Source organism: Frigoribacterium faeni (assembly GCF_007988805.1).
Taxonomy (GTDB): Bacteria; Actinomycetota; Actinomycetes; order Actinomycetales; family Microbacteriaceae; genus Frigoribacterium; species Frigoribacterium faeni.
The window spans coordinates 1-23,368 of sequence record NZ_BJUV01000031.1; the positions used below are offsets into that span (position 1 = coordinate 1).

The window sequence follows — 23,368 nt, forward strand, 5'->3', positions numbered from 1 at the left end:
CTCGACGGCGCCCGCCGATCGGGCGACGGAGGCGCGGGCCTCGGCCTGCCCATCGCCCGCGGTCTCGCCCGGGCGCACGGCGGCGACCTGGTCTGCGCCGCCCCGGGCCTCGGCCGTCCGGGCGCGGTCTTCCGTCTGACCCTGCCCGTCGCGCCCTCGTCCGTACCCGCGTCCGTGCCCGCACCCGCGCCCGGGGCGGGCTCGGGCGTCGAGTGGTCGGAAGATGCTCGTCGTGGGGCGATGAAGCGCATCTTCTGACCAGTCGATGCCTCGCCGGGCGCGGGGCGAGGGTCGAGGGGCGAGGAGGCGCGGGGGCGAGCGTGTCGAGGAGGCGCGGGGCGAGGAGGCGCGGTGCGAGCGTGTCGAGGAGGCGCAGGGGCGCGGGAGTCGAGGAGGCGCGGGTCGGCCCGGCGGACGCCTCGCTACGCGGAGACCAGCCGCGAGTAGAGGGCGTCGACGTCGGCGTCGACCGTGCGGCGCGCGGGGTCGGCGTCGTGCCACGAGACGATCTGGCGGGCTCCTTCGGCGAACGGGACCCGCGCCTCCCAGTCGGGTGCGATCGCTCGGATCTTGGTCGTGTCGAACAGGGCCGGGTGGCTCCGGTCGCCGCGCAGGTCGGCGTCCCACTCGGGTGCGAGCCGCACGAGGTCGCGGGTCGTGCGGTGTACGACCCGGAGGGTGCCGCCGGCCGCGTCGGCGAGGCAGCTGGCGATAGCGTTCCAGGTGAGCAGCTCGGGCGACATGATGTTGAACGCCTCGCCGAACGCGTCGGGGTGCCCCAGCAGGGCGACGAAGGCCCGCGCGAAGTCGTCGGCGTGGGTCAGGGCCCACATCGAGCTGCCGTCGCCGTGCAGCACGATCGGCTCGCCGCGGCGCATCCGGTCGATGACGGTCCAGCCGCCGATCAGGGGGACGTGCGTCTGGTCGTAGGTGTGCGAGGGGCGCACGACCGTCGCCCGCACCCGGTGGGCGAGGTGCTCGTCACGCAGGAGGCGCTCGCAGGCGATCTTGTCGCGTGCGTAGGCGGACCACGGGTTGAACAGCGGCGTCACCTCGCTGATCGGCAGCACGGCGGGCGGTTTCTGGTAAGTCGACGCCGACCCGATGAACACGTACTGATCGGTGAGCGGGCCCACCACGGTCAGCATGAGACGGAGCTGGTCGGGGGTGTAGGTCAGGAAGTCGGCGACCGCGTCGAAGCGGCGCCCTCCCAGGACGCGGGTCAGCGACGACTCGTCGCGCACGTCGGCGGTCAGCCGTTCGACCCCCGCGGGGACGGGCCTGATCGAGGTGGAGCCGCGGTTCACCACGGTCACGGCGAGGCCCGCGGACAGGGCGTGCCGCACGACGCCGGCGCTGATCTGGCCGGTGCCGCCGATGACGAGCAGGGACGTCGATGTCATGGCCCCACTGTGCACCCGTGGCCGGGTCCGGGTCTGCCGACGCGTCGCGACATGCCGCGGGCGGTGGAGCGGGCCGGAGCGGGGCGGAGCGACAGGGGCGGGGTGGATGATGGACGGATGCACCAGGACAGCCCGGCCACCGACGCGTTCCGCGCGGCCCGCGACCACCTGCTCGGCCTCGGGCGCGACCTCGACCGTGCCAGCGACGAGTTCCGCTGGCCCGACGTCGGCGACCGCTTCAACTGGGCGGTCGACTGGTTCGACGTGATCGCCCGCGACAACGACCGCACCGCCCTCTGGATCGTCGAGGAGGACGGCTCCGAGCAGCGGGTCTCGTTCGCCGAGATGAGCCGCCGCAGCGACCAGGTCGCCGCCTGGCTCCACGGTCTCGGCGTCGCCCACGGTGACCACGTCATGCTCATGCTCGGCAACCAGGTCGAGCTGTGGGAGGCGATGCTCGCCGTGATGAAGGTCGGGGCGGTCATCCTGCCGACCTCCACGGTGCTCGGCACCGCCGACCTCGCCGACCGCATCGACCGCGGGCTCGTCCGGCACGTGATCGCGAACGCGTCCGACGCCCCGGCGTTCGACGACGTGCCGGGCGTCGACCGGGTCACCCGCATCGCGGTCGGCGACGCACCCGCGGGGTGGGTGGCGTTCGCGGACTCGCACCGCGCCTCCTCGACTCGACCCGACGTCGCGACGGCGACGGACGACCCGTGCCTCGTCTACTTCACGTCGGGCACGACGAGCAAGCCGAAGATGGTCGTGCACTCGCACGCCTCGTACCCGGTGGGGCACCTCAGCACGACCTACTGGCTCGGGGTCCGCCCGGGCGACGTGCACATGACGATCTCGTCGCCCGGCTGGGGCAAGCACGCCTGGAGCTGCTTCTTCGCCCCGTGGACGGCCGAGGCCACCGTGTTCGTCTACAACTACGGCCGGTTCCAGCCGGCTGCGTTGCGCGACCAGCTCGAGCGAGCCTCCGTCACCTCGTTCTGCGCGCCGCCGACGGTGTGGCGGATGCTGATCCAGTCGTCGCTCGGCGAGCGTCCGCACGCGTTGCGCGAGGCGCTGTCGGCGGGGGAGCCGCTCAACCCCGAGGTCATCGGGCGGGTGCAGCAGGGCTGGGGGCTCGACATCCGCGACGGCTACGGGCAGACCGAGACCACCGCGATCGTCGCCAACGCCCCGGGCGGCGCCATCAAGGCCGGATCGATGGGACGCGCCCTGCCCGGGGTCGACGTCGTGCTGGTCGACCCGGTGACCGGGGCGATCGGCGACGAGGGCGAGGTCTGCCTCGACCTGACCACGCGCCCGGTCAACCTCATGACGGGGTACCTCGGCGACGAGGCCCGCACCACCGCCTCGATGCGCGACGGGCTGTTCCACACCGGCGACGTGGCGGTGCGCGACGACGACGGCATGATCACGTTCGTCGGCCGGACCGACGACGTCTTCAAGTCGTCCGACTTCAAGGTGTCGCCGTTCGAGGTCGAGAGCGTGCTGATCGAGCACCCCGCGGTCGCCGAGTCGGCCGTCGTGCCCGCGCCCGACGCGGTCCGGCTGGCCGTCGTGAAGGCCTACGTCACCCTCGCCGCCGGCGTCGAGCCGTCGGCCGAGACCGCTCGGGCCGTGCTGGCGCACGCCCGCACGGGGTTGCCCGCCTACGAGCGGGTGCGGCGCGTCGAGTTCGTCGAGGAGCTGCCGAAGACGATCTCGGGCAAGATCCGCCGCGTCGAGCTGCGGCAGCGCGAGGAGGAGGCCGCCCGGGTGGGTGAGCGCCTCGCGGGGGAGTGGCGCGACGACGACTTCCCCGGGCTCAAGGGGTAGCGGCGGCGCGGGCTCGGCACCGAGTTCCGTGCGCTGCACCGCGACTAGACGCGGTGCGTTGCACGAGACGCGGTGCGTTGCACGAGACGCGGTGCAGTGCCCGAGACGCGGTGCAGTGCCCGAGACGCGGTGCGGTGTACGAGACGGGGTGCGGTGGCCGCCTGCCGGTGCCCGGAGGGGCTTCGCACCGCGTTCCGTGCGCTGCACCGCGTCTAGACGCGGTGCGCTGTACGAGACGCGGTGCGGTCCGGGCTCGGAGCGCTGCGCGGGCGCAGAACGCGGTGCGGTGCCCGAAGGGTGGTGCGGTGCCCGAGACGCGGTGCGCTACCCGAAGGGCGGTGCGCTGCCCGAAGGGTGGTGCTCTGTTCGAGACGTGGTGCGGTGCCCGAGACGCGGAGCGGTGACCCGCTCGCCGGTGGCCGCGGGGGCTCCGCACCGCGTTCCGTGCGCTGCACCGCGACTAGACGCGGTGCGCTGTACGAGACGCGGAGCGGTGGCCGAGGAGGCGCGGGTCGGCCCACACGCTTCGATTCGCGGACGACATGGCCGGGAACCCTGGCCAGACTCGGGGTTGTTGCATAAGCTCATGTGATCCACCCCGAGGAGACCCGTGATCAGCTGCGCCGACACCACCACCGTGGTCTCGTGAGCGATCCGCGACACGACGGCCCGCCCCTCACCCGGCGCGAGGCGCTGGCTCGAGAGCGCGCCGCAGGCGGCCCCTCCCTTAAGACCGCTGCCGCGTCGGCTGCGACCGGTCCCGCCATCACCCCCGCGACGCGCACGTCGACCGAGACGCGCGCCTCCACCCCGTCGACGCGCGCTTCGACTGTGACTAGCGCCTCGGCCGCGCCCGTGCCCAGGACGCCCGCCACCACCCCCGCGACGCGCACGGCTACGGCGACGGCGCCCGCGACCCGCACCCCCGCGCCGGCCACCTCGGCCACCTCCACCACTTCGACGGCCCGCGTCGCGGCGGGCCCGGCACCGCGCCTCCTCGGTGCCCCTCGCCCCGACGCCGTCCTGCGGCGCGTGCGCGAGGCGGCGGTCCCGGCGTTCGCGCTGCTGCTCGCGACCCTGTTCTTCTCGTCGAACGTCACTCCGGCGTCGGCGTCCGATCTGGGCGGCTCCGGGATCCCCGTCTCGACCGCCGCCCCGATGACCGGGCAGACCCTGGCGGCGTCGCTCGTCGTGCTCGCCGTGGCCGACCGCGACTCGTACGGCGTCACCGACCCGCCGCCCCCGCCCCCGCCCGAGCCGGAGCCCGCCGCGGTCGAGCAGACGGTCACGGGCTCGTCGTCGAGCAGCGCCGTCGTCGGCGGCGTCGGGGCGGTCGCGTCGGGCGGCGGGACGATCGTCAACAGCGGGACGGGCGACATCCGCTGGCCGTTCCCCGGCAGCGTCGTCCTGAGCTCGGGCTTCGGACCCCGCTCGGCCCCCTGCGCCGCCTGCTCGAGCATGCACATGGGGCTCGACATGACTCCGGGAGGCGGCACCCCGATCGGCGCCGTCGCCGCCGGCACCGTCCGCATCGCCGGAGTGCACGCGCAGTTCGGCACGTACGTCGTCATCGACCACATGATCGACGGCGGCCTGGTCAGCACCATGTACGCGCACATGCGCTCCGGATCGAGCCCACTGACGGTCGGTCAGCAGGTCGGCGTGGGCGAGCTCGTCGGGGCCGTCGGCCGGACCGGCGTCGCCACCGGCGAGCACCTGCACTTCGAGGTGCTCATGGGCGGATCGACGCAGATCGACCCGAAGGCCTGGCTCGACGCGAACGCGGGACGCACGCTCTAGCCCGCCCCGCGCCTCCTCGACGGATCCACTGGCGACGGATCCATTGGTCGGAAGATGCGCTTCACCGCGCCACGACGAGCATCTTCCGACCACTCGACCACTCGAGCACTCGACCACTCGGCCACCCGGCCGAGACGCGGTTCCGGAGGCGCGGGTCACGTCGTCAGCGCGCCGCGGGCACCTCGACGCCGGCGGCCCAGACCCGCTCCACCGACCAGGTCGTGTCCCAGGCGACGGCGTCGGCGACGTACCCGGGGGCGAGCCGACCCAGTCGGTCGTCGAGCCCGAGGGCGCGCGCCGGCACGATCGTCGACGCGGCGACCGCCTCGGTCGGCGTGAGCCCGGTGCGGCTGAGAGCCACGCGGAGGGCGTGATCCTGCGTCGACGTCGACCCCGCGATCGTGTCGCTGCCGGTCAGGGTCGCGACCCCGTCGGAGACGGTGACGTCGAGGTCGCCCAGGCGGTACGCGCCGTCCGGCGACCCGGCCGCGGCCATGGCGTCCGTGACGAGCGCGACCCGCCCCGGTGCCGACCGCAGGACGAGCGTGGCGACCTCGGGGTGCACGTGCACGCCGTCGAGGACCAGCTCGATGGTGACCCTCTCGTCGCCGACCGCCGCGATGATCGGACCCGGGTCGCGGTGGTGGATCCCGTTCATCGCGTTGAAGGCGTGGGTGACCAGGGTGGCCCCGCGGTCGAACGCCTGCCTCGTCAGGTCGAAGCCGGCCTCGGTGTGCCCGACGGCGACGGCGACCCCGGCGGCGACGAACCGGTCGACGGCCGCGAGGCCCCCGGGCAGTTCGGGAGCCAGCGTGACCTGACGGAGGGTGCCCCAGCCCGCGTCGACGAGTTCGTCGATCAGCACCGGGTCGGGGTCGGCGAGGTAGTGCCGGTGATGCGCACCACGGCGGTCGGGAGCGAGGAACGGCCCCTCGAGATGCGCGCCGAGCACCAGCTGGTCGCGCTGCTGCAGCTCGGCGACCCGCTGCAGCGAGCCGCGCAGCTCGGCGATGGGGGCGGCCACGAGGCTCACGATCGACCGGGTCGTGCCGTGCGAGCGGTGCAGGGCGAGACCGGCCTCGATGGACGCGGCGTCGTGGTCGAACGAGTGACCGCCGCCGCCGTGCGTGTGCAGGTCGACGAGCCCGGGCGTCAGGTGCGCGCCCCCGAGATCGACGGTGCGGTCGGCTGGGGGGAGACCCGCGCCTCCTCGGCCGTCGGAGCCGTCGAGGGCTCCCGAGCCGCCGTGGCTCGCGCTCGCGGCGCCGGTCGCGCCGGTCGCGCCGGTCGCGTCGGCCGCCGCACCGCGTCGCCGGGGCGAGCTGCCGACCGAGACGATGCGGTCGCCGTCGACGAGCATCCAGAATCCGTCGACCTCGCCGTCGGCGTCGACCTTGTGGGCGTCGTGGAAGAGGATCGTCACGCGCGGCCCTCGCGCCGGAAGGTCACGACGCCGGTCACCGCGGCCACGACGCCGAAGACCGCGCCCACGATCGGGTAGCCCAGCTGGAACCAGGCCGCGGTCGCCGCGCCCATCACGGCGATCTCGACGATCGCCTTGCCGACGGCGTCGGTCGCGACGATCGCCCGAGGGGCGCGGAACAGCGCCCAGACGACGATCGCGAACAGGGGCGCGCCGATCATGAACAGCACGGCCGGCCACGGGTAGGGCCAGGCCAGGTAGCCCCAGAACGCCAGCGAGAACAGCGCGAAGAGCTCGCACGCGAAGCGGAGGACGTCGACGACGGTCACGGCCGGACGCCGAGGGGGCAGTCGAGGAGGCGCGGTGTCGGGCGTGGTCACGAGCCCAGCGTACGGCGGAGACCCCCGAACGCACGCGCTCCCGTGCGCCACCCCCGGGCGCCCGAGCCCCGGGTCGGACGATCGAGTGGTCGGAAGATGCTCGTCGCGCGCCCGGGGAGGACATCTTCGGACCACTCGATCACCGGGCGCACGCGCGACGCGCGGCGGGCGATGGGCGACGGGCGCTCGCGACGGGCGTGCGCGTCGCGTCGCGTCGCGTCGCGTCGCGCGCTAGCGGAAGACGATCGTGCGGGCCCCGTCGAGCAGCACGCGGTCCTCGGCGAACCAGCGCACCGCCTGGGTGAGGGTGCGGCTCTCCTCGTCCTGGCCGATCGCCATGAGCTCGGGGGCGCTGCGGGTGTGGTCGACGCGGACGACGTTCTGCTCGATGATCGGCCCCTCGTCGAGGTCGCTCGTGACGAAGTGCGCCGTCGCGCCGATGAGCTTCACGCCGCGGGCGTGCGCCTGACGGTAGGGGTTGGCGCCCTTGAACCCGGGCAGGAACGAGTGGTGGATGTTGATCGCCCGACCCTCGAGGGCCGCGCACAGCTCGGGGCTGAGGATCTGCATGTAGCGCGCCAGCACGACGAGCTCGACGTCGTACCGATCGACGACCTGCAGCACCCGGGCCTCGAAGGCCGCCTTGGACTCGGGGTCGGTCACGGGGTGGTGCTCGAACCGCTTGCCGTAGAACTCGGCCAGGCCGGAGAGGTCGTCGTGGTTGGCGAGGATCAGCGGGATCTCGATCGGCAGCTGCCCGGCCCGCTGCCGGAACAGCAGGTCGTTGACGCAGTGCGCCGCCTTGCTCGCCAGCACCAGGGTGCGCGTCGGACGGCCGACGACGTCGAGCTTGTGCTGCATCCCGTAGTGCGCGATCACCGGCGCGAGGGCGCCCTCGAGTGCGGCGCGCTCGCCCGGGGCCTCGACCTGCAGGCGCATGAAGAAGGTGCCGGTGTCGTGGCTCGAGAACTGCGCCGACTCGGTGATGTTGCCGCCGGCCTGCACCACGGCGCCGCTGATCGCGTGCACGATCCCGGGCTGGTCCTGGCAGACGAGGGTCAGCGTCCAGTGCGTGGTGGTGGTCTCGGAGGAGGCGGTGGTCACCTGCTCAGGGTAGCGACCCCGAGGCGTCGCGACGCGCCGTGCGGAGGCGGGTCCGCGGGGCCTGCCGCGGCACCCGTCGGGGCGCCTCGGCGGAGCTCAGAGCAGAGCGACGAGCAGAGCGACGAGCAGAGCGACGAGCGTCACCAGCGGGAACAGCCCCTGCGTGGCGGCGGCGCGCGCCTTGGTCCGGTCGGAGAGCACGAGCACGAGCGCCGCGGCGAGCATCGACCCCGTGCCGGCGACCAGGAGGGCGAGACCGGCCGAGGAGGCGTCGGTCACGTCACCCGCGCCTCCTGCGGTCGTGATCACCAGCACGACGCCGACGGCGGTGACGATCGCGAGGAACAGGTTGTAGAAGCCCTGGTTGAAGGCGAGGGGCCGGGTGTGCTCGGCCTGGACGTCGTCGGTGACGCCGAACGTGGCGCGGACGCGCGGGGTCGTCCAGAGCAGCGACTCCATCACGAAGATGGAGACGTGCAGCAGGGCGGCGAGCGAGGCCGTGATCAGCGGGAGGACGAGCATGCGCGCCAGCCTACGGCGCGCTGCCCGTCGCGACGGCTGCCGTAGCATCGGGGCGGGCCCGCGAGCGCGTGCCCGAGGGCGAGCCGAGGAGGCGCGGCGTGGCGGAGCGGGTCACCATCGTCGAGGTCGCGGCGCGGGCCGGCGTCGCCATCAGCTCGGTGTCGAGCGCGCTCAACGACCGCCCCGGGGTCTCGGAGCAGACCCGCGCCCGCATCAAGCAGGCCGCCGACGACCTCGGTTTCGTGCCCAGCGTCCGCGGCCGGAGCCTCAGCGCCAAGCGGGCGTTCGCCGTCGGGCTCGTCGTGCACCGCGACCCGTTCGTGCTCGAGTCCGACCCCTTCTTCGGCAGCTTCATCGGCGGGCTCGAGTCGGTGCTCGACCCGCGCGGCTACGCCCTGATCCTGCAGATGGGGTCGGCCGCCGACGAGACCCTCGACCGCTACCGCCGTCTCGCGGCGGGGCGCCGGGTCGACGGGGTGTTCCTCAACGAGCTCGTCGTCGACGACCCCCGGGTGCCGCTCGTGCAGCAGCTCGGCCTGCCCGCGGTCGGCGTCAACCCGGCGGCGGGGTTCCCGTTGCCGGCCGTGCGGCAGGACGACTCGGCGGGGATCCGCGAGCTCGTGGACCACCTCGTCGCCCTGGGGCATCGGCGCTTCGCGCATGTCTCGGGGCCTGACCGCTTCGTGCACGCTCGGCGTCGGAGCGCCGCGTGGCGGGACGCGCTCGTCGCCGCCGACCGCGACCCGGGCGTCGTGGTCGAGGCCGACTTCACCTACGACGGCGGGGCGCGGGCCGCCGCGCAGCTGCTCGGTGGTGGCGGCGCCGGCGGCTCCGCCCGCGTCGGGGACGGCTCCGTGCGCGTCGACGATCCGAGCGAGCGGCCGACGGCGGTGTTCTGCGCGAACGATCTGGCGGCGATCGGGTTCATGGCCGAGGCCGACCGGCTCGGCGTCCGGGTGCCCGACGACGTCAGCGTGGCCGGGTTCGACGGGATCGAGCTCGGCACGTACGTGCGGCCGGCGCTGACCACGCTGACCACGGCCCCGCGGTTGATCGGCGCGGAGGCGGCCCGCCTGCTGCTCGCGGCCGTCGACGGCGACCCCGTGCCCGACGCCGAGATCGACCACGCTCGCCTGCTCGTGCGCGCGTCGACGGCGCCCGCCCCGCGCTGACCCGCCCCGCCCCGCGCCGCCGCCCGACGAGCGTCGCCCGTCGGGTGCGATGCCGAGTGGTCAAAAGATGTCCTTCGTGGGCGTGCGAAGAGCATCTTCGGACCACTCGATCGTGTGAGGTGAGGTGAGGTGAGGTGACGTGACGTGGGGTGGGCGTGTGGGGCGGGCGTCGACGGGCGTCTCGCGTCTCGCGTCGGGCGCGAGACGTGGGTGCGATGCCGAGTGGTCGAAAGATGTCCTTCGTGGGCGTGCGAAGAGCATCTTCGGACCACTCGATCGCGTGAGGTGAGGTGAGGTGAGGTGAGGTGGGGCGGGCGTCGACGGGCGTCTCGCGTCTCGCGTCGGGCGCGAGACGTGGGTGCGACGTCGAGTGGTCAAAAGATGTCCTTCGTCGGCGTGCGAAGAGCATCTTCGGACCACTCGATCGAGTAAGGCGGGGACGAGGCGGGGCGGGATGAGCGTCGGGCGATGGAGGGGCGACGCGAGCGTGAGGCGAGTCCGGCGAGCGTGAGCGGGGGCTATCGCGGCGACGATCCTCGTGCTACTTTACGAATAACCGAAACGTTTCGGTAGACCCGATCACCGCACGACGACGAAGTTGGCGCACCCGATGACCTCCGCAACCCCCGAGCCCGCGACGCCCGCACCCGCGACGCCCGCCTCCGAGACGCCCGCCCCCGCACCCGAGACACCCGCACCCGCGACGCCCGCCTCCGCAACCCCCGCACCCGCGACCCCCGCACCCGAAACCCCCGCACCCGCGACCCCCGCACCCGCGACGCACCCGTACCTCGTCCCCCTGACCCGTGCGCGCCTCCAGCAGGTCCTCGACGACGCGCTGCAGCACCGCAACGACCTCACCGGAGCGCTCTCGCAGCTCACCTTCTCGAGTCCCGCGGCCTACGGCGACCAGGGCACGATCTGGCAGGTCGGTCCGTTCGCCGCCGACGACGCGCTCACGTTCACGCTCGACGGCCAGTGGCCCGACCCCGACGGCATCGGCTGGACGAGCGACTCCCTCTACAACCCGAGCGTCATCGAGCACGACGGCGTCCTGCACCTCTTCTACCGGGCCTCGCCCCGCAAGGAGAGCCTCGGCAGCCGCATCGGCCACGCCACCCTCGACCTCCGGACGCCGGGCGCCGCCTGGATCGACGACCCCGCCAACCCCCTGGTCCGCCCCACCCGCGACGTCGAGCTGCTCGGCGTCGAGGACCCGAAGGCGTACCGGGCCGAGGGCCGCTGGTGGCTGTTCCACAACGGCGTCTTCCCGATCACCGAGGAGGCGCGGGTCGCGTTCCCGAGTCTCGGCTACCCCGTCGAGGCGGTCGGCATCGACATCCTCGTGTCGGTCAGCGACGACCTCGTCGACTGGCAGCCGCTCGGTCCGATCACCGACCACGCGCAGACGCGGCTGTGGGCCAAGGGGGCCGTCATCCCGCGCGACGAGCACGGCGCGGCCGTGCGGATCGGCGGCGAGTACCTGATGTTCGTCAGCGAGGGATTCGACGGCGTGCTGCACGTGGGCCGATCGACCGACATGGCGACCTGGGTCTTCGAGCCCTGCCCCTACCTCGACCTGTCGCCGGTCGGCGGTCACCTGCACGAGGTCGCCGCCGCCGTCGTCACGGGCGACGGCCACCTGGTCCTCGACGTGTTCCACGACGTCGACGGCGTGTTCGCGGCGAGCCAGGTGCTCTACGACCTCGAGCGTCCGTTCGAGCAGCTCGCCGTCGCCCCGGGAGGCTCGCTCAGCTGGGGCGGACTGCAGCGGGTCGGCGGCCGCTGGACCTTCGCGCAGGGCTGGGACGCGCCTCCCGGTCGCCGCGATCTGTACTTCTACCGAGACGGCGCCGACGGCGCCGACGCCCCTGACACCACCCCACCCCGTTCCATCTGACAACCGAGGAGAACACCGTGCAACGACGCACAGGCTTCACACGACGCACCACCGTCATCGGAGCGGCCGCCCTGGTCGCCGCCTTCGGCCTGACGGCCTGCTCGGGCGGGGGCGGCGCATCCGGCGACGCCCTCACCGCCACGGGCCCCATCACGATCTGGTACTCGAACAACGAGGCGGAGGTCTCGTGGGGCAAGGCCATGGTCGAGGCCTGGAACGCCGACCACCCCGACGAGCAGGTCAAGGGGCAGGAGATCCCCGCCGGCAAGTCGAGCGAAGAGGTGATCGGCGCGGCCATCACCGCGGGCAACGCACCGTGCCTCGTCTACAACACCGCCCCCAGCGCGGTCGGGCAGTTCCAGAAGCAGGGCGGCCTCGTCGACCTGTCGAGCTTCCCCGACGGCGCGAGCTACGTCGAGGATCGCAGCGGCGACCTGGCGAAGCAGTACCAGGACGCCGAGGGCGACTACTACCAGCTCCCGTGGAAGTCGAACCCCGTGATGATCTTCTACAACAAGGACCTGTTCACCCAGGCCGGCCTCGACGCCGAGAACCCGGAGCTGTCGACCTACGACGACTTCCTCGCGACGTCGAAGACCCTGGTCGACGCGGGCGTCTCGGACTACGCCATCCACCCGGCCCCGACCAGCGAGTTCTTCCAGACCCAGTTCGACTTCATGCCGCTCTACGCCGCCGAGACCGGCGGCACCGGGCTCGTCGACGACGGGAAGGCGACGTTCGCCGACACCGAGGGCGTCGACGTCGCCACCTTCTGGCGGTCGCTCTACGCCGACGGCCTGGCCGGGCAGGAGCAGTACACCGGCGACTCGTTCGCCGACGGCGAGGCCGCGATGTCGATCGTCGGACCGTGGGCGGTCTCGGTCTACAAGGACGTCAACTGGGGCGCCGTGCCCGTGCCGACCGAGGAGGGCACCCCCGCCGACGAGACCTACACGTTCAGCGACGCCAAGAACGTCGGCATGTACACCGCCTGCGAGAACCAGGGCACCGCGTGGGAGTTCCTTAAGTTCTCGACCAGCGACGACCAGGACCGCGCCCTGCTCGAGACGACCGGTCAGATGCCGATCCGCAGCGACCTCGCCACGACCTACGCCGACTACTTCGAGGCCAACCCGGCCTACGCGCTGTTCGGCGACCAGGCCGCGCGCACCGTCGAGGTGCCGCCGGGACCGAACACGGTCGCCGAGCTGCAGGCGTTCCGCGACGCCTGGTCGAGCAGCGTCATCTTCGGCAAGGGCGACGTCTCGTCGTCGCTCGACGACGCCGCCGCGAAGATCGACGAGCTCGCGGCGCAGGGCTGATCGTGTCGACCCTGCACGAGGTCCCGGCGGTGCCGGGACCCGGGGGTCGCCCCGAGGAGGCGCGCCGCGCCTCCTCGGGGACCCCCGGCTCCGATCGCGGGGCCCGCCGCCGCCGTGGCGGGCTGCTCGGCAAGAACCCCCTCGGCCTGCTCTTCAGCGCGCCGTACCTGGTGTTCGTGCTGGCGGTCTTCGCCTACCCGTTGATCTACGCGGTGTACATCGCGTTCCACGACTACTTCTTCACCGCACCCGGCGCCGTCGTCGAGCGGCCGTTCGTGGGCCTGCAGAACTTCGTGACCGCCTTCACCGACCCGGCCGTGATCCGGTCGTTCGGCAACGTCGGGATCTTCCTGATCATCAACGTGCCGCTGACCGTCGTGCTCAGCATGGTGCTCGCCACCGCGCTCGACCGGGTGGTGCACTTCAGGGGGTTCCTGCGGGTCGCGTTCTACGTGCCGTACCTGACCGCGAGCGTCGCGGTGGTCGCCGTCTGGCTGTTCCTGTTCAACGGGAACGGCCTGGTCAACCAGGTCCTGGGGCCGCTCGCGCCCGAGCCGTCGTGGCTGATCAACTCGGCCTGGGCCATGCCCTCGATCGCGCTGTTCGTCACCTGGAAGCAGCTCGGCTTCTACATCCTGCTGTACCTCGCGGCCCTGCAGAACGTGCCGAAGGAGCTCTACGAGGCCGCGTCGAGCGACGGTGCCGGACCGATCCGATCGTTCTTCACGGTGACCGTGCCGGGCGTGCGGCCCGCCACCGTGCTCGTGCTGCTGGTGTCCACCGTCACCGGGGCGAACCTCTTCACCGAGCCGTACCTCCTGACCGGCGGCGGCGGTCCGAACGGGGCCTCCACCTCGCCCGTGCTGCTGATGTACCAGAAGGGCATCGAGCAGGGGAACCCCGACCAGGCGAGCGCGATCGGCGTCGTCCTCGTGATCCTCGTGCTGATCATCGCGCTGCTGCAGAACCGGTTCGCCGGCGGAAAGGACGAACGATGACGCTCGCCGACCGACACCCGTCCACGCCCGACGCGAGCCCCCGGGTCCCCCCGGCCCGGCCGCGGCGCATCGCCAAGAGGCCGCCGCTCACCCGTGCCCAGACCGTGCTGCGCGGCGTCGTGCTCGCGATCGGCGCCCTCGCGTTTCTCTTCCCGTTCTACTACATGGTGATCGGCTCGCTGCAGACGCAGCCCGACCCCACGGTCGCCGGGGCGTTCCCGCACCCGTCGAACCTGACCCTCGAGAACTACAGCGCGATCGACAGCCGCATCGGGCTGCTGACCGGTCTGCTCAACTCCGGCATCTTCACCGTCGGCGTGCTCGCCTGCACGATCGTGTTCGGCGTGCTGGTCGGCTACGCGCTCGCCGTGCTGCAGTGGCGGGGTCGCGGGGTCACCTTCGCGCTGGCCCTGCTGGTGCAGGTGGTGCCGTTCCAGCTGCTGATCATCCCGCTGTACGTGCTGATCGCGCGCGACTACGGGCTGAGCGATAACTACCTCGGCATGATCCTGCCGTTCGCGATCAACTCGACGGCGGTGATCATCTTCCGGCAGTACTTCCTGCAGCTGCCGAAGGAGCTGTTCGAGGCGGCGCGCATCGACGGCACCGGCGAGTTCCGGCTGCTGTGGAACATCGCTCTGCCGCTCGTGCGCCCCGCACTGGTGACGGCGCTGCTGCTGACCTTCATCGGGCCGTGGAACGAGTTCCTGTGGCCGTTCCTCATCACCAAGGAGGCCTCGATGCAGCCGCTCGCCGTGTCGCTGGCGAACTACATCAGCAACGTGGCGGCGACCGCGGCGAACCCGTTCGGCGCGACCCTCGCGGGTGCCGTCGTGCTGGCCGCGCCGGTCGTGCTGCTGTTCATCGTGTTCCAGCGGTACTTCATCTCGACCGACGTCGGCTCGAGCGTCAAGGGCTGACCCGTCGGGTCCGCCTCGCCCCGTGCCCCCGTCCCGACCTCCCCGAGGAGGCGCGGTGCCGGTCCCGCCCGCACCGCGCCTCCTCGGCTCCCTCCCCTCCGAAAGGCCGCACCATGCCTGACTTCCCGTACCGTCTGACCCGCCTGGGCGTCGTGATGACGCCCGACCCCGCCGAGCCGCTCGAGGCCGAGGGGGTGCTGAACCCCGGCTCGGGGCGCGGCCCCGACGGCGAGCTGTACCTGCTGCCGCGCATGGTCGCGGCCGGCAACGTGTCGCGCGTGGGGCTCGCCCGCGTGCTCGTCGAGGAGGGCGTGCCCGTGGGCGTCTCCCGCCAGGGCGTCGTGCTCGCCCCCGACCGCGGGTGGGAGCGCGGCGCCACGCACTCCGGCGTCGAGGACCCCCGCGTCACCCGGATCGACGAGCTCGGCCTGCACGTGATGACGTACGTCGCCTACGGGCCGCTCGGTCCGCGCACGGCCGTCGCGGTCAGCGACGACCTGCGTGACTGGCGGCGGCTCGGACCGGTCGCCTTCGACTACGTCGACGAGCTCGACGCCGATCTGGGGCTGTTCCACAACAAGGACACCGTGTTCTTCCCCTCGTCGGTCACCGCACCCGACGGCGTCCGCAGCTTCGCCGTGCTGCACCGGCCGATGTGGCACATCGGGGCGACCGTGCCGGGGGAGGGCAGCCCGCTGCCGGCCGGCGTCACCGACGGGCGGCACTCGATCTGGATCAGCTACGTCTCCGTCGAGGCGGTCGCGGCCGATCCGCGCGCCCTCACCCGATGGGGGCAGCACCGGTTCGTGGCCGGGCCCGCGTTCCCGTTCGAGGAGCTCAAGATCGGCGGCGGACCGCCCCCGCGGCGCGTGCCCGAGGGGTGGCTGCTGCTGCATCACGGCGTCACCGGCGTGATCGACGACGTGTTCGCCCAGCAGCAGAACGTGAACTACGCCGCCGGCGGCATGATCCTCGACGCCGACGACCCGTCGCGGGTGGTGACCCGGTCGACGGTGCCGCTGCTCGAGGCGGAGACCGCCGACGAGCGCGACGGGATCGTGCCGAACGTGGTGTTCCCCACCGCGATCGAGGAGATCGACGGCGTCCCGTACGTGTTCTACGGCATGGCGGACTCCAAGATCGGCGTCGCCCGCCTCGACCCCGCCTGACTCGCGCCGGCCCGGCCGGCCCGGCCGGCCCGCGTCGACGAGGTGCCCCTGACGGGGCGCTCCGCGACCACCGGTGACCCGGTCGGGTCACCTCATGGACCCTGACAAGAAGAAGGAGGCGGTCGACGATGATCGCACGCGACTCACGATGGACGGGCGTGGCCCTTGCCGCGACCCTGGCGACCGTGCTGGGGGTGACGGGGGCGCTGCCGGCCGCCGCCGCGCCTCCTCGGGCGGAGGCTCCGCCGACCGCGGTGACGACGTCGTCGACCGCGGCCGTGGCGCCGCTCACCAACCTCGCGCACCTGGACTTCCTGCTCGACCAGGCGACCCCCGCCCCCGAGGCCGGACACGCGACGTACCGGCTCGACTCCGAGCCGACGCTGACCCTGCCCTGGACCTACGCCGACGCCCGTGACGGCGGCACCTTCGCCCGGGTGGGCGGAGGCCCGCTCGACCCGGCCACCGGCTACTGGGGACAGGGCGCGTACAACAGCGACGACGTGTCACGCTCGGCCGTGGTGTACCTGCGCGACTGGCAGCAGACCGGCTCGGAGTCGAGCAGGCAGAAGGCCTACGAGCTGCTGCGGGCGACCGCGTACTTCCAGACGACGACCGGCCCGGCCGCGGGAAACGTCGTGCTCTGGATGCAGCCCGACGGCACGTTCAACCGCAGCCCCGTGCCGGTCGAGCTGCCCGACCCGTCGGACAGCGGCAACAGCTACTGGCTGGCCCGCAGCATCTGGGCCTTCGGCGAGGGGTACGCCGCGTTCGCGGACGACGACCCGGAGTTCGCCGCGTTCCTGCAGCAGCGGTTGCAGCTCGGCGTGACGGCGTTGAACCGCGAGTCGCTCGCTCGGTACGGGCAGTACGACGTCGCCGACGGCGCGAAGGTGCCGGCCTGGCTGATCGTCGACGGAGCCGACGCCTCGGCCGAGGCCGTGCTCGGGCTGACCGCCTACTCGGCCGTCGCGCCCCGGGACGCCGCCGCCCGCACGGCCCTCACGCAGCTCGCCGAGGGAATCGCCGCGATGTCGTCCGGCGACTCGCAGACCTGGCCCTACGGCGCCGTGCTGCCGTGGGCGGAGTCGCGGTCGATGTGGCACGCCTGGTCGTCGCAGATGCCCGTCGCGCTGGCCCGCGCCTCGACGCTCCTCGGCCGCCCCGACCTCCTGAAGCCCGCCGTGGTCGACCAGACGTCGTTCACGACGACGCTGCTCGCGGCGAGCGGACCCGACAACGCCTGGTACCCGACGCCCGTCGATCAGACGCAGATCGCCTACGGCGCCGACTCCCGGCTGCAGTCGGCGCTCGCGGTGGCGGACGCCTCGGGCACGTCGCGCTCGGGTGCGCCGGGTCTGCGTGAGATCGCCGCGATCGCCGCCAGCTGGTACTTCGGCACCAACCGCTCGGGCACGCCCGTCTACGACCCCGCGACCGGGGTCACCTTCGACGGGGTGCAGGCCGACGGCACGGTCAACCGCAACAGCGGGGCGGAGAGCACGATCCACGGCCTGCTCTCGATGATCGCGCTCGACGGGGCCCCCGACGTGTCGGCCCTCGCTCAGGAGTCGACGACGGTGACCTCCCGCGACGGCCTGACGGTGGTCGAGGCCGAGACGGCGGCGTCGACCACGGGCACGGTCGTGACGCCCGACTCGGCCTGGACGGGCGAGTCGCAGTACGGCGGAGGCTCGGCCCTCCGGCTCGAGCCCGGGCAGAGCGCGAACATCCGGGTGCCCGCCGGCTCCGGGCTGCGACACGTCGAGCCGGTGCTGCTGGCCGCCGAGGGGGTGCGGTCGACGTCGAGCTGGAAGGCGGGCCGCGTGCCCCTCGGGACGCTGACGACGCAGGCCGGAGCGCAGGGCGTGACAGCCGCCTCCGGGGCGCTGCTGCCTCAGACGCTGCCGGTGCCGATCGGGCCGGGCGCGACGTCGGTGACCGTGACGGCGGGGCGGAACGCGACGGTGGTCGACGGCCTCATCGTCCGGCCGCTGGTGCAGCGGGTGGTGCTCGGCGGTGAGCGCGGTCACGCGACCGAGCTGGTGTCGTCGACGGCGCGGGTGCCGCTGCCGACGACCGTGGGCGTGCGCGGGCAGCGCGCGACGGTCTCGACGTACGACGCCTCGGGCCGCCTCGTGTCCGAGCGGGTCGCGTCGGGCCGCACCGCGGTGCTGCTGAAGCCGGGCGGCTTCGCGGTCCTCACCCGCTGACCCCGTCCCGCGCCGCTCCGCCGGCCCCCGCGCTCCGCACCGCCGGCCCCGCGCTCCGCCCTGCAAGTGTGCACATCGCGACCTCCGCGGTCCGACACGCCGGCAGGGCGGGGCGCCGCGCCGTCGATCGCCCCGGCATGGTCGGGTTCGGCACGCGTCGGCCGCCGGCTGATGTCGGGTTCGGCACGCACCGGCCCAGATCGCCGGCGTGCCGGTCGATCTCGGCCCCAGCGGGAGAGCTGACTCCTGGGGCCGTCGACGCGGTACCGATCGGGGGATCCCCCGTGTGCACCCTCGACAGAACGAGGTGACGCGTGGGGGGCGGTTCCGTCTGGACGGTGCCCCCGACGCGTCACCTCGACGCAGCTCAGGTGCGCTCAGGCCTCGTCGGCGTGCGGCGCCGGCGCGGCGGTCGCGCTTGCGCGGGTCGCCTTGGCCAGGTTCTCGACGAGCTCCGAGCGCGTCTGCGACACGACGTAGGCGGGCTGGTCGCGCTCGACGCGCCAGCTCTCGCTCAGCGGTCCGACGTTGACGGTGTCGAAGCCCATCTCGTCGTAGAGGCGCTGCACGAGCTCGGCGGCCTCCTCGAAGTCGCTCGACGTGGCGAGGGCGCGACGGCCCTCGGTGCCGGCGGGCGTGCCGTCGGTCGTGATGTCCTTCGCCATGATGTGGTTGAAGCCCTTGGCGACCTTGCTGTCCGGCAGGTGGCGCTGGAGCATCTGCGACACCGTGTCGATGCCGTTGTCGAGGGCGGCGATGCGTCCGTCGCGCTCGAAGTAGTAGTTGTTGGTGTCGATGACGACCTTGCCGGCGAGCGGCTCGACGGGCACCTGCTCGTAGTTCTTCAGCGGGACCGTGACGACCACGATCTCGCCCGCCTCGCCCGCCTCCTCGGCCGTCGCCGCCCGCGCCTTGGGGCCGAGGTCGGCGACCAGGTCGGCGAGCGTCTCGGGCCCGCGCGAGTTGCTGATCACGACGTCGTAGCCCTGCTCGATGGCCGCGCGAGCGACCTGGCTGCCGATGTTGCCTGCTCCGATGATTCCGATCGTTGTCATGCCTCCAGCAAACGCCTCCGCCGGTCGTGCATTGTCGGCAAGGATTCAGGAGGCGCGGTGCGGCCGGTCACTTCCCGCTCAGCCACGAGGTGATCCGCTGCCACACCCCGGGCGCGTCCCGCCCGGCGTCGTCGGCCGAGCGTGCGGGGCGGGGGTGGCGGACGAACTCCGACGTGCGGCAGTGCAGGCAGGTGAGCACGTGCGGGTTCACGGAGAGGCCCGTGCCGTAGTACGGGTTGGGAGCGAGGCGTGCGGTCCTGCCGCAGGTCGGGCACGGCGTCGACCGCTCCGTCATCATGCTCTCGGTGTCCATCGCAGCCTTCCGTGGTCGCTCCGGCGGTGTCGCGCGAGGGCGTCCTGCCCACGGCCGGAGAGTGTTCGGAGTGAGCACGGCTCGGGTTGGCCCTCGGCGGACCCCCCGATCGGGGCGAGGCGATGCGCCAGACTGGGGCGATGCCCGACGTGCTCAGCCTTCGTGACCTCGACCGCGCCTCCCTCGACGCGATCCTCGATCGATCGGGCCGCTGGGCCGACGGGGCGGCGGAGCCCCGCGGCGGCCGTCCGCGGGTCGCGACGATCTTCTCGGGCCCGGCGTTCCGCACGCGGCTCGCCTTCGACACGGCGATCGACCTGATCGGCGGCCACCGCGTCGATCTGCCGCTGACCCTGGGCGAGCGCGAGCCGATCGCCGACACGGCCGCCGTGCTCGGCGGCGGAGTGGACGCGGTCGTCATCCGGCACGGCTCGCACGCCGACGTGCTCGAGCTGGCCGAGCACTGCCCGGTTCCGGTGGTCAACGCGATGACGGCGAGCGGTCACCCGTGCGAGGTCGTGTCCGAGGCGTTCACGGTGCGGCGCCGACGAGGGTCCCTGGACGGGCTTCGTCTGACGTTCGTGGGCGAGGCGACGAACCTGTTCCGGTCGTGGTGCGAGCTGTCGACGGCGTACGACATCGCGGTCACGCAGGTCGCGCCTCCCGGGTTCGAGGCGCCGCAGGCGTATCTCGACGAGATCGCGGCGCTCGGCGGCTCGCTCGCGACGACCGCCGACCTCGCGGCCGGGGCGGACGGCGCCCACGTGATCTACACCGACGGCTGGCCCGAGGAGGCGCGGGTCGACGGACCGACGCGCGTCGCCTTCGAGCGCACCACGATCACGGCCGACCTGCTCGACGCCCTGGGCGGCGACCCGACCGCCGGCGAGGGCGTGCTGATGCACTGCATGCCGGTGCGGCGCGGCGACGAGGTGACGGCCGAGGCGTTCGCGCATCCCCGGTCGATCACGCTCGAGGCGAAGCGCAGTCTGGCGCCGACCCACGCCGCCCTGCTGGAGTTCGCGCTCGGGATGCTCTGAGCGACTGAGCGACTGAGCGCGACGGGCGAGACCGAGCGCGACGGGCGAGACCGAGCGCGGCTGCGCGACCGAGCGCGGCTGGGCGACCGAGCCCGGCGGGGCGCGACCGACGGGCGCGTCAGGCGGCTGCGCGCGCCGATCGCACCGCGAGCACGCGGTCGGTGACGAGCACCACGACGAGCATCACGGCGGCCACGACGATGTAGAGCACCGGCAGGGCGTCGAGCCCGGCCCCGTCGAGCACGATCGCGCCGATCAGGGCCCCGCCGCCGATGCCCGCGTTGAAGCCGGTCGTGTAGAAGGCGCTGGCCAGGTCGCGCATCCGGGCCGGGGCGACCTGCAGCATGCGCGTCTGGAACAGCGGCGGCAGCGCCCCGAAGGTGACGCCCCAGACCACGAACGCGATGAGCGACGGCGTCGGCTGCCCCTCGAACATCATCATCGCGAAGACGGCGACCGCGACGACGGCGATCCCGATCGGGATGCTCACCCGAGGCCGCTTGCCGAGGAACCACCCGACCATCAGCAGTCCCACGCCGCCGGCGATGCCGAAGGCGAACAGGGCGGCGCTCAGCGACGACTCGGCGATGCCGGTGGAGCGCACCAGGTACGGCGCGATGAACGTGAAGAACGAGTAGTGCCCGACCATGAAGACGGCGGTGATCACGCAGCTGAAGACGACGCCCAGCACCGACGGCGACGGCAGCGATCCGCGTCGCGGGGCTCCCGAGGAGGCGCGGGTCGGCACGATCGGCACCGATCCCGTCGCCGGGACCACGGTCGTCGCCGCCTCGGTCCCGTCGGCGTCGGCGGAGGCCGACGCGGCCGCGTGCTCGTCGCCGGGCGACGCGGGCACCGGCGGCAGGAGGCGCCAGACGAGCACGGCCCCGAGGGCCATGGCGCCGGCGAGGATGCCGAACGCCGCGCGCCAGCCGAGGGCCTGGCCGAGCGCGGTGCCGAGCGGCACGCCGAGCACGAACGCGAGGGTGCCGCCGCTCATCGCGACGGCCAGGGCGCGGCCGACCTGCTCGCGCGGGACGAGATGCGCGGCGTAGGCGCCGCCGATCGCCCAGAAGGTGCCGTGGGCGAGCCCGCCCAGGATCCGCGAGGCGACGACGAGCTCGTAGCTCGGCGCGATCGCGGTGAGCGCGGCGCTGATGGCCAGCACGACGATGAGCCCGACGATCAGGAGGTGCCGGGGCAGTCGCCGCGTGAGGTGCGTGAGGGAGGTGCTGGTCAGCACGACGGTGAACGCGAAGACGCTGACGAGGAGGCCGATGCTGGATTCGCTGACGCCGAGCTCGGTGCTCATCTCGGGCAGCAGCCCGGTCGGCAGCATCTCGCCCGAGATGGACAGGAACGTGGCCACGGCCAGGGCGAGGAGGCCCGCGAGGGGGAACGTCAGGGGAGGGACGGTGGAGGGCGTCGAGGGACGCGAGGGTGCGATCGTCATAGGAGGTCTCGGTCGTCGGCGGGCGCCGTTCCTGCTACCCGTGCTCGACACGGGGAGGATGGTGATCCCGACTGCGCGCTGTCGTGCGCGCCCGGGGCCGCGCGTGACGTGCGACCAGGAGCCATGGTAGCCGAGTCGCCCTCCGGCGGCCAGGGCCGCGGACGACGGGGCCTCAGTCGGCCGGGCGGGGCTCGCCGCGACCCGGGCGCACCTTGGCGGTGTCGGCCACGTCGATCCGCGTGACGCCGTCGCCGCGGTCCTCGGTCGTGATGCGCGGCGCCGCGTCCGACTCGTCGGACTTCGGGGCCCGGGTCAGCTGGTCGTTGCGCTTCTCGTCGTCGGTCATGCCCGTGGGGTCGTCGGTGCTCATGCCGTGCACGGTACGCCGTCGTGGGACCGCCTCGCGCGGCCCCGTCGGGCGGCCGCACCGGTCCGGGGCTCGACGTCACGAGTTAGGCCAGGCTAGCCTTACCTCATGGCTCGACGAACCGCACGCCCCGCCCCCTCGACCGCCGGCATCTACCGCGCCTCGGTCGTGCGCTCCGAACGGGTGTCGCCGAGCTTCCATCGGGTGACCGTGTCGGGCCCCGAGCTCGACGGGTTCGACGCGATGGGCTACGACCAGTGGTTCCGGCTGTTCCTGCAGCTCCCTCACCAGCCCGAGCTGCGCCTCCCGACCTCCACCTCGGCCGCGTGGTGGCCGCAGCATCTCGCGGTGCCCGAGCGGCACCGGCCGCACCTGTCGAACTACACGGTCGCCGGCTACCGGCCGGCCCGCGACGCCGACGCGCACGCGGAGCTCGACATCGACTTCGTCGTGCACCGCGGCCCCGACGGCGAGCTCGAGGGAGGCGCGGCGATCTGGGCCTGCGCGGCCCGCCCCGGCGACGCGGTCGGTCTGCTCGACCAGGGCTGCCTGTTCGACTGCCCGGACGACGCGAGCGACGTCGTCGTGGTCGCCGACGAGAGCGGCCTGCCCGCCGTCGAGGGCATCGTCCGGTCGCTGCCGCGCGACGCGGTCGGAACGGTGATCGTCGAGGTCCCGGCGGCGGACGACCGACGCGAGCTCGCCACGCCCCCGGGCGTCGACGTCAACTGGGTGGTGCGCGACGACCCGCACGCGGTGCCGGGCGGCCGTGCCCTCGCCGAGCTCCGCCGTCGCGTGGTCGCCGGGCCGTCGACCTACGCCTTCGTCGTGGGCGAGTCCGGCCTCGCCACGGGCGGACGCCGGCACCTGCACGGTCTCGGGGTGCCCAAGGATCGCATCACCTTCTCGGGGTTCTGGCGACGTCGCGTCGAGCGGGCGGGTCGCGCCTCCTGACCCCTTCTCGTCGAGTCGTGTCCAGAA

The 23,368-nt window shown here is 73.2% G+C and carries 20 protein-coding genes and 1 pseudogene; 12 read left to right on the forward strand and 9 right to left on the reverse strand.

Features of this window, described 5'->3' with window-relative positions; genetic code table 11:
* Positions 1-258: pseudogene (locus FFA01_RS16310) on the forward strand (hypothetical protein); the annotation flags it as partial.
* A gap of 164 nt (positions 259-422) precedes the next feature.
* Here FFA01_RS16310 and FFA01_RS12745 read toward each other — a convergent pair.
* Positions 423-1,403, reverse strand: coding sequence for an NAD-dependent epimerase/dehydratase family protein (locus FFA01_RS12745; RefSeq protein WP_146856568.1), 981 nt, complete (start codon positions 1,401-1,403; stop codon positions 423-425).
* A gap of 117 nt (positions 1,404-1,520) precedes the next feature.
* Here FFA01_RS12745 and FFA01_RS12750 point away from each other — a divergent pair, with 117 nt between their 5' ends.
* A complete protein-coding gene (locus FFA01_RS12750) occupies positions 1,521-3,236 on the forward strand; it encodes an AMP-binding protein (RefSeq protein WP_146856569.1) in 1,716 nt (571 codons plus the stop codon).
* A gap of 855 nt (positions 3,237-4,091) precedes the next feature.
* On the forward strand, positions 4,092-5,036 hold the full coding sequence (locus FFA01_RS12755; RefSeq protein WP_146856570.1) for a M23 family metallopeptidase: 945 nt from the start codon (positions 4,092-4,094) through the stop codon (positions 5,034-5,036).
* 163 nt (positions 5,037-5,199) lie between these two features.
* Here FFA01_RS12755 and nagA read toward each other — a convergent pair whose 3' ends face one another.
* The 4 genes from nagA to FFA01_RS12775 form a co-directional block, all read right to left on the reverse strand.
* Positions 5,200-6,459, reverse strand: coding sequence for an N-acetylglucosamine-6-phosphate deacetylase (gene nagA, locus FFA01_RS12760; RefSeq protein WP_244289835.1), 1,260 nt, complete (start codon positions 6,457-6,459; stop codon positions 5,200-5,202).
* A complete protein-coding gene (locus FFA01_RS12765) occupies positions 6,456-6,839 on the reverse strand; it encodes a YrdB family protein (protein WP_244289836.1) in 384 nt (127 codons plus the stop codon). Before FFA01_RS12765 ends, nagA begins: the two co-directional genes overlap by 4 nt.
* 231 nt (positions 6,840-7,070) lie before the next feature.
* Positions 7,071-7,943 carry a formyltetrahydrofolate deformylase gene (gene purU / locus FFA01_RS12770; protein ID WP_146856571.1) on the reverse strand — a complete coding sequence of 291 codons (873 nt, stop codon included), beginning with the start codon at positions 7,941-7,943 and terminating at the stop codon, positions 7,071-7,073.
* 96 nt (positions 7,944-8,039) lie between these two features.
* A complete protein-coding gene (locus FFA01_RS12775; protein ID WP_146856572.1) occupies positions 8,040-8,465 on the reverse strand; it encodes a DUF1304 domain-containing protein in 426 nt (141 codons plus the stop codon).
* Positions 8,466-8,563: 98 nt separating this feature from the next.
* Here FFA01_RS12775 and FFA01_RS12780 point away from each other — a divergent pair, with 98 nt between their 5' ends.
* From FFA01_RS12780 to FFA01_RS12815, 7 genes are all read left to right on the forward strand, one after another.
* Positions 8,564-9,637 (forward strand): LacI family DNA-binding transcriptional regulator, encoded by a 1,074-nt coding sequence (locus FFA01_RS12780; protein ID WP_146856573.1) that lies wholly within the window; start codon positions 8,564-8,566, stop codon positions 9,635-9,637.
* A gap of 610 nt (positions 9,638-10,247) precedes the next feature.
* Positions 10,248-11,537 carry a glycoside hydrolase family protein gene (locus FFA01_RS12790; protein WP_244289837.1) on the forward strand — a complete coding sequence of 430 codons (1,290 nt, stop codon included), beginning with the start codon at positions 10,248-10,250 and terminating at the stop codon, positions 11,535-11,537.
* Positions 11,538-11,554: 17 nt separating this feature from the next.
* Positions 11,555-12,859 carry an ABC transporter substrate-binding protein gene (locus tag FFA01_RS12795; protein WP_371859214.1) on the forward strand — a complete coding sequence of 435 codons (1,305 nt, stop codon included), beginning with the start codon at positions 11,555-11,557 and terminating at the stop codon, positions 12,857-12,859.
* Between the two features lie 122 nt (positions 12,860-12,981).
* Positions 12,982-13,857, forward strand: a complete 876-nt coding sequence (locus tag FFA01_RS12800) for a carbohydrate ABC transporter permease (protein WP_244289839.1) — start codon at positions 12,982-12,984, stop codon at positions 13,855-13,857.
* Positions 13,854-14,777, forward strand: coding sequence for a carbohydrate ABC transporter permease (locus FFA01_RS12805; RefSeq protein WP_146856574.1), 924 nt, complete (start codon positions 13,854-13,856; stop codon positions 14,775-14,777). Before FFA01_RS12800 ends, FFA01_RS12805 begins: the two co-directional genes overlap by 4 nt.
* Positions 14,778-14,890: 113 nt before the next feature.
* A complete protein-coding gene (locus FFA01_RS12810; RefSeq protein ID WP_146856575.1) occupies positions 14,891-15,946 on the forward strand; it encodes a glycoside hydrolase family 130 protein in 1,056 nt (351 codons plus the stop codon).
* A 128-nt stretch (positions 15,947-16,074) separates the two neighbouring features.
* Positions 16,075-18,159 (forward strand): hypothetical protein, encoded by a 2,085-nt coding sequence (locus tag FFA01_RS12815; RefSeq protein WP_146856576.1) that lies wholly within the window; start codon positions 16,075-16,077, stop codon positions 18,157-18,159.
* A gap of 377 nt (positions 18,160-18,536) precedes the next feature.
* Here the strand turns inward: FFA01_RS12815 and FFA01_RS12820 are convergent, their stop codons facing one another.
* Both FFA01_RS12820 and FFA01_RS12825 read right to left on the reverse strand, forming a co-directional pair.
* The gene (locus FFA01_RS12820) at positions 18,537-19,214 is read right to left on the reverse strand and encodes an NADPH-dependent F420 reductase (protein WP_146856577.1); all 678 of its coding nucleotides are present in this window, start codon (positions 19,212-19,214) and stop codon (positions 18,537-18,539) included.
* Between the two features lie 67 nt (positions 19,215-19,281).
* Complete coding sequence (locus FFA01_RS12825) at positions 19,282-19,527, reverse strand: hypothetical protein (RefSeq protein ID WP_146856578.1); 246 nt, start codon at positions 19,525-19,527, stop codon at positions 19,282-19,284.
* 140 nt (positions 19,528-19,667) lie between these two features.
* Here FFA01_RS12825 and FFA01_RS12830 point away from each other — a divergent pair, with 140 nt between their 5' ends.
* Positions 19,668-20,567, forward strand: a complete 900-nt coding sequence (locus tag FFA01_RS12830) for an ornithine carbamoyltransferase (RefSeq protein ID WP_167627378.1) — start codon at positions 19,668-19,670, stop codon at positions 20,565-20,567.
* Positions 20,568-20,685: 118 nt separating this feature from the next.
* Here the strand turns inward: FFA01_RS12830 and FFA01_RS12835 are convergent, their stop codons facing one another.
* Positions 20,686-22,020, reverse strand: a complete 1,335-nt coding sequence (locus FFA01_RS12835) for an MFS transporter (RefSeq protein WP_146856580.1) — start codon at positions 22,018-22,020, stop codon at positions 20,686-20,688.
* A gap of 172 nt (positions 22,021-22,192) precedes the next feature.
* Positions 22,193-22,390 carry a hypothetical protein gene (locus tag FFA01_RS12840; protein ID WP_146856581.1) on the reverse strand — a complete coding sequence of 66 codons (198 nt, stop codon included), beginning with the start codon at positions 22,388-22,390 and terminating at the stop codon, positions 22,193-22,195.
* A 105-nt stretch (positions 22,391-22,495) separates the two neighbouring features.
* On the opposite strand from FFA01_RS12840, the gene FFA01_RS12845 reads away from it, so the two are divergent.
* Positions 22,496-23,341: a siderophore-interacting protein gene (locus FFA01_RS12845; protein ID WP_146856582.1), complete on the forward strand. Its 846-nt coding sequence runs from the start codon at positions 22,496-22,498 to the stop codon at positions 23,339-23,341.
* Positions 23,342-23,368 lie beyond the last annotated feature (27 nt).

What these genes read in the sequence shown, in the direction of transcription:
- FFA01_RS12745 (WP_146856568.1), bottom strand. Translation starts at nt 1,403, where the DNA reads ATGACATCGACGTCCCTGCTCGTCATCGGCGGCACCGGCCAGATCAGC.
- FFA01_RS12750 (WP_146856569.1), top strand. Translation starts at nt 1,521, where the DNA reads ATGCACCAGGACAGCCCGGCCACCGACGCGTTCCGCGCGGCCCGCGAC.
- FFA01_RS12775 (WP_146856572.1), bottom strand. Translation starts at nt 8,465, where the DNA reads ATGCTCGTCCTCCCGCTGATCACGGCCTCGCTCGCCGCCCTGCTGCAC.
- FFA01_RS12790 (WP_244289837.1), top strand. Translation starts at nt 10,248, where the DNA reads ATGACCTCCGCAACCCCCGAGCCCGCGACGCCCGCACCCGCGACGCCC.
- FFA01_RS12805 (WP_146856574.1), top strand. Translation starts at nt 13,854, where the DNA reads ATGACGCTCGCCGACCGACACCCGTCCACGCCCGACGCGAGCCCCCGG.
- FFA01_RS12810 (WP_146856575.1), top strand. Translation starts at nt 14,891, where the DNA reads ATGCCTGACTTCCCGTACCGTCTGACCCGCCTGGGCGTCGTGATGACG.
- FFA01_RS12815 (WP_146856576.1), top strand. Translation starts at nt 16,075, where the DNA reads ATGATCGCACGCGACTCACGATGGACGGGCGTGGCCCTTGCCGCGACC.
- FFA01_RS12820 (WP_146856577.1), bottom strand. Translation starts at nt 19,214, where the DNA reads ATGACAACGATCGGAATCATCGGAGCAGGCAACATCGGCAGCCAGGTC.
- FFA01_RS12825 (WP_146856578.1), bottom strand. Translation starts at nt 19,527, where the DNA reads ATGGACACCGAGAGCATGATGACGGAGCGGTCGACGCCGTGCCCGACC.
- FFA01_RS12830 (WP_167627378.1), top strand. Translation starts at nt 19,668, where the DNA reads ATGCCCGACGTGCTCAGCCTTCGTGACCTCGACCGCGCCTCCCTCGAC.
- FFA01_RS12835 (WP_146856580.1), bottom strand. Translation starts at nt 22,020, where the DNA reads ATGACGATCGCACCCTCGCGTCCCTCGACGCCCTCCACCGTCCCTCCC.
- FFA01_RS12840 (WP_146856581.1), bottom strand. Translation starts at nt 22,390, where the DNA reads ATGAGCACCGACGACCCCACGGGCATGACCGACGACGAGAAGCGCAAC.
- FFA01_RS12845 (WP_146856582.1), top strand. Translation starts at nt 22,496, where the DNA reads ATGGCTCGACGAACCGCACGCCCCGCCCCCTCGACCGCCGGCATCTAC.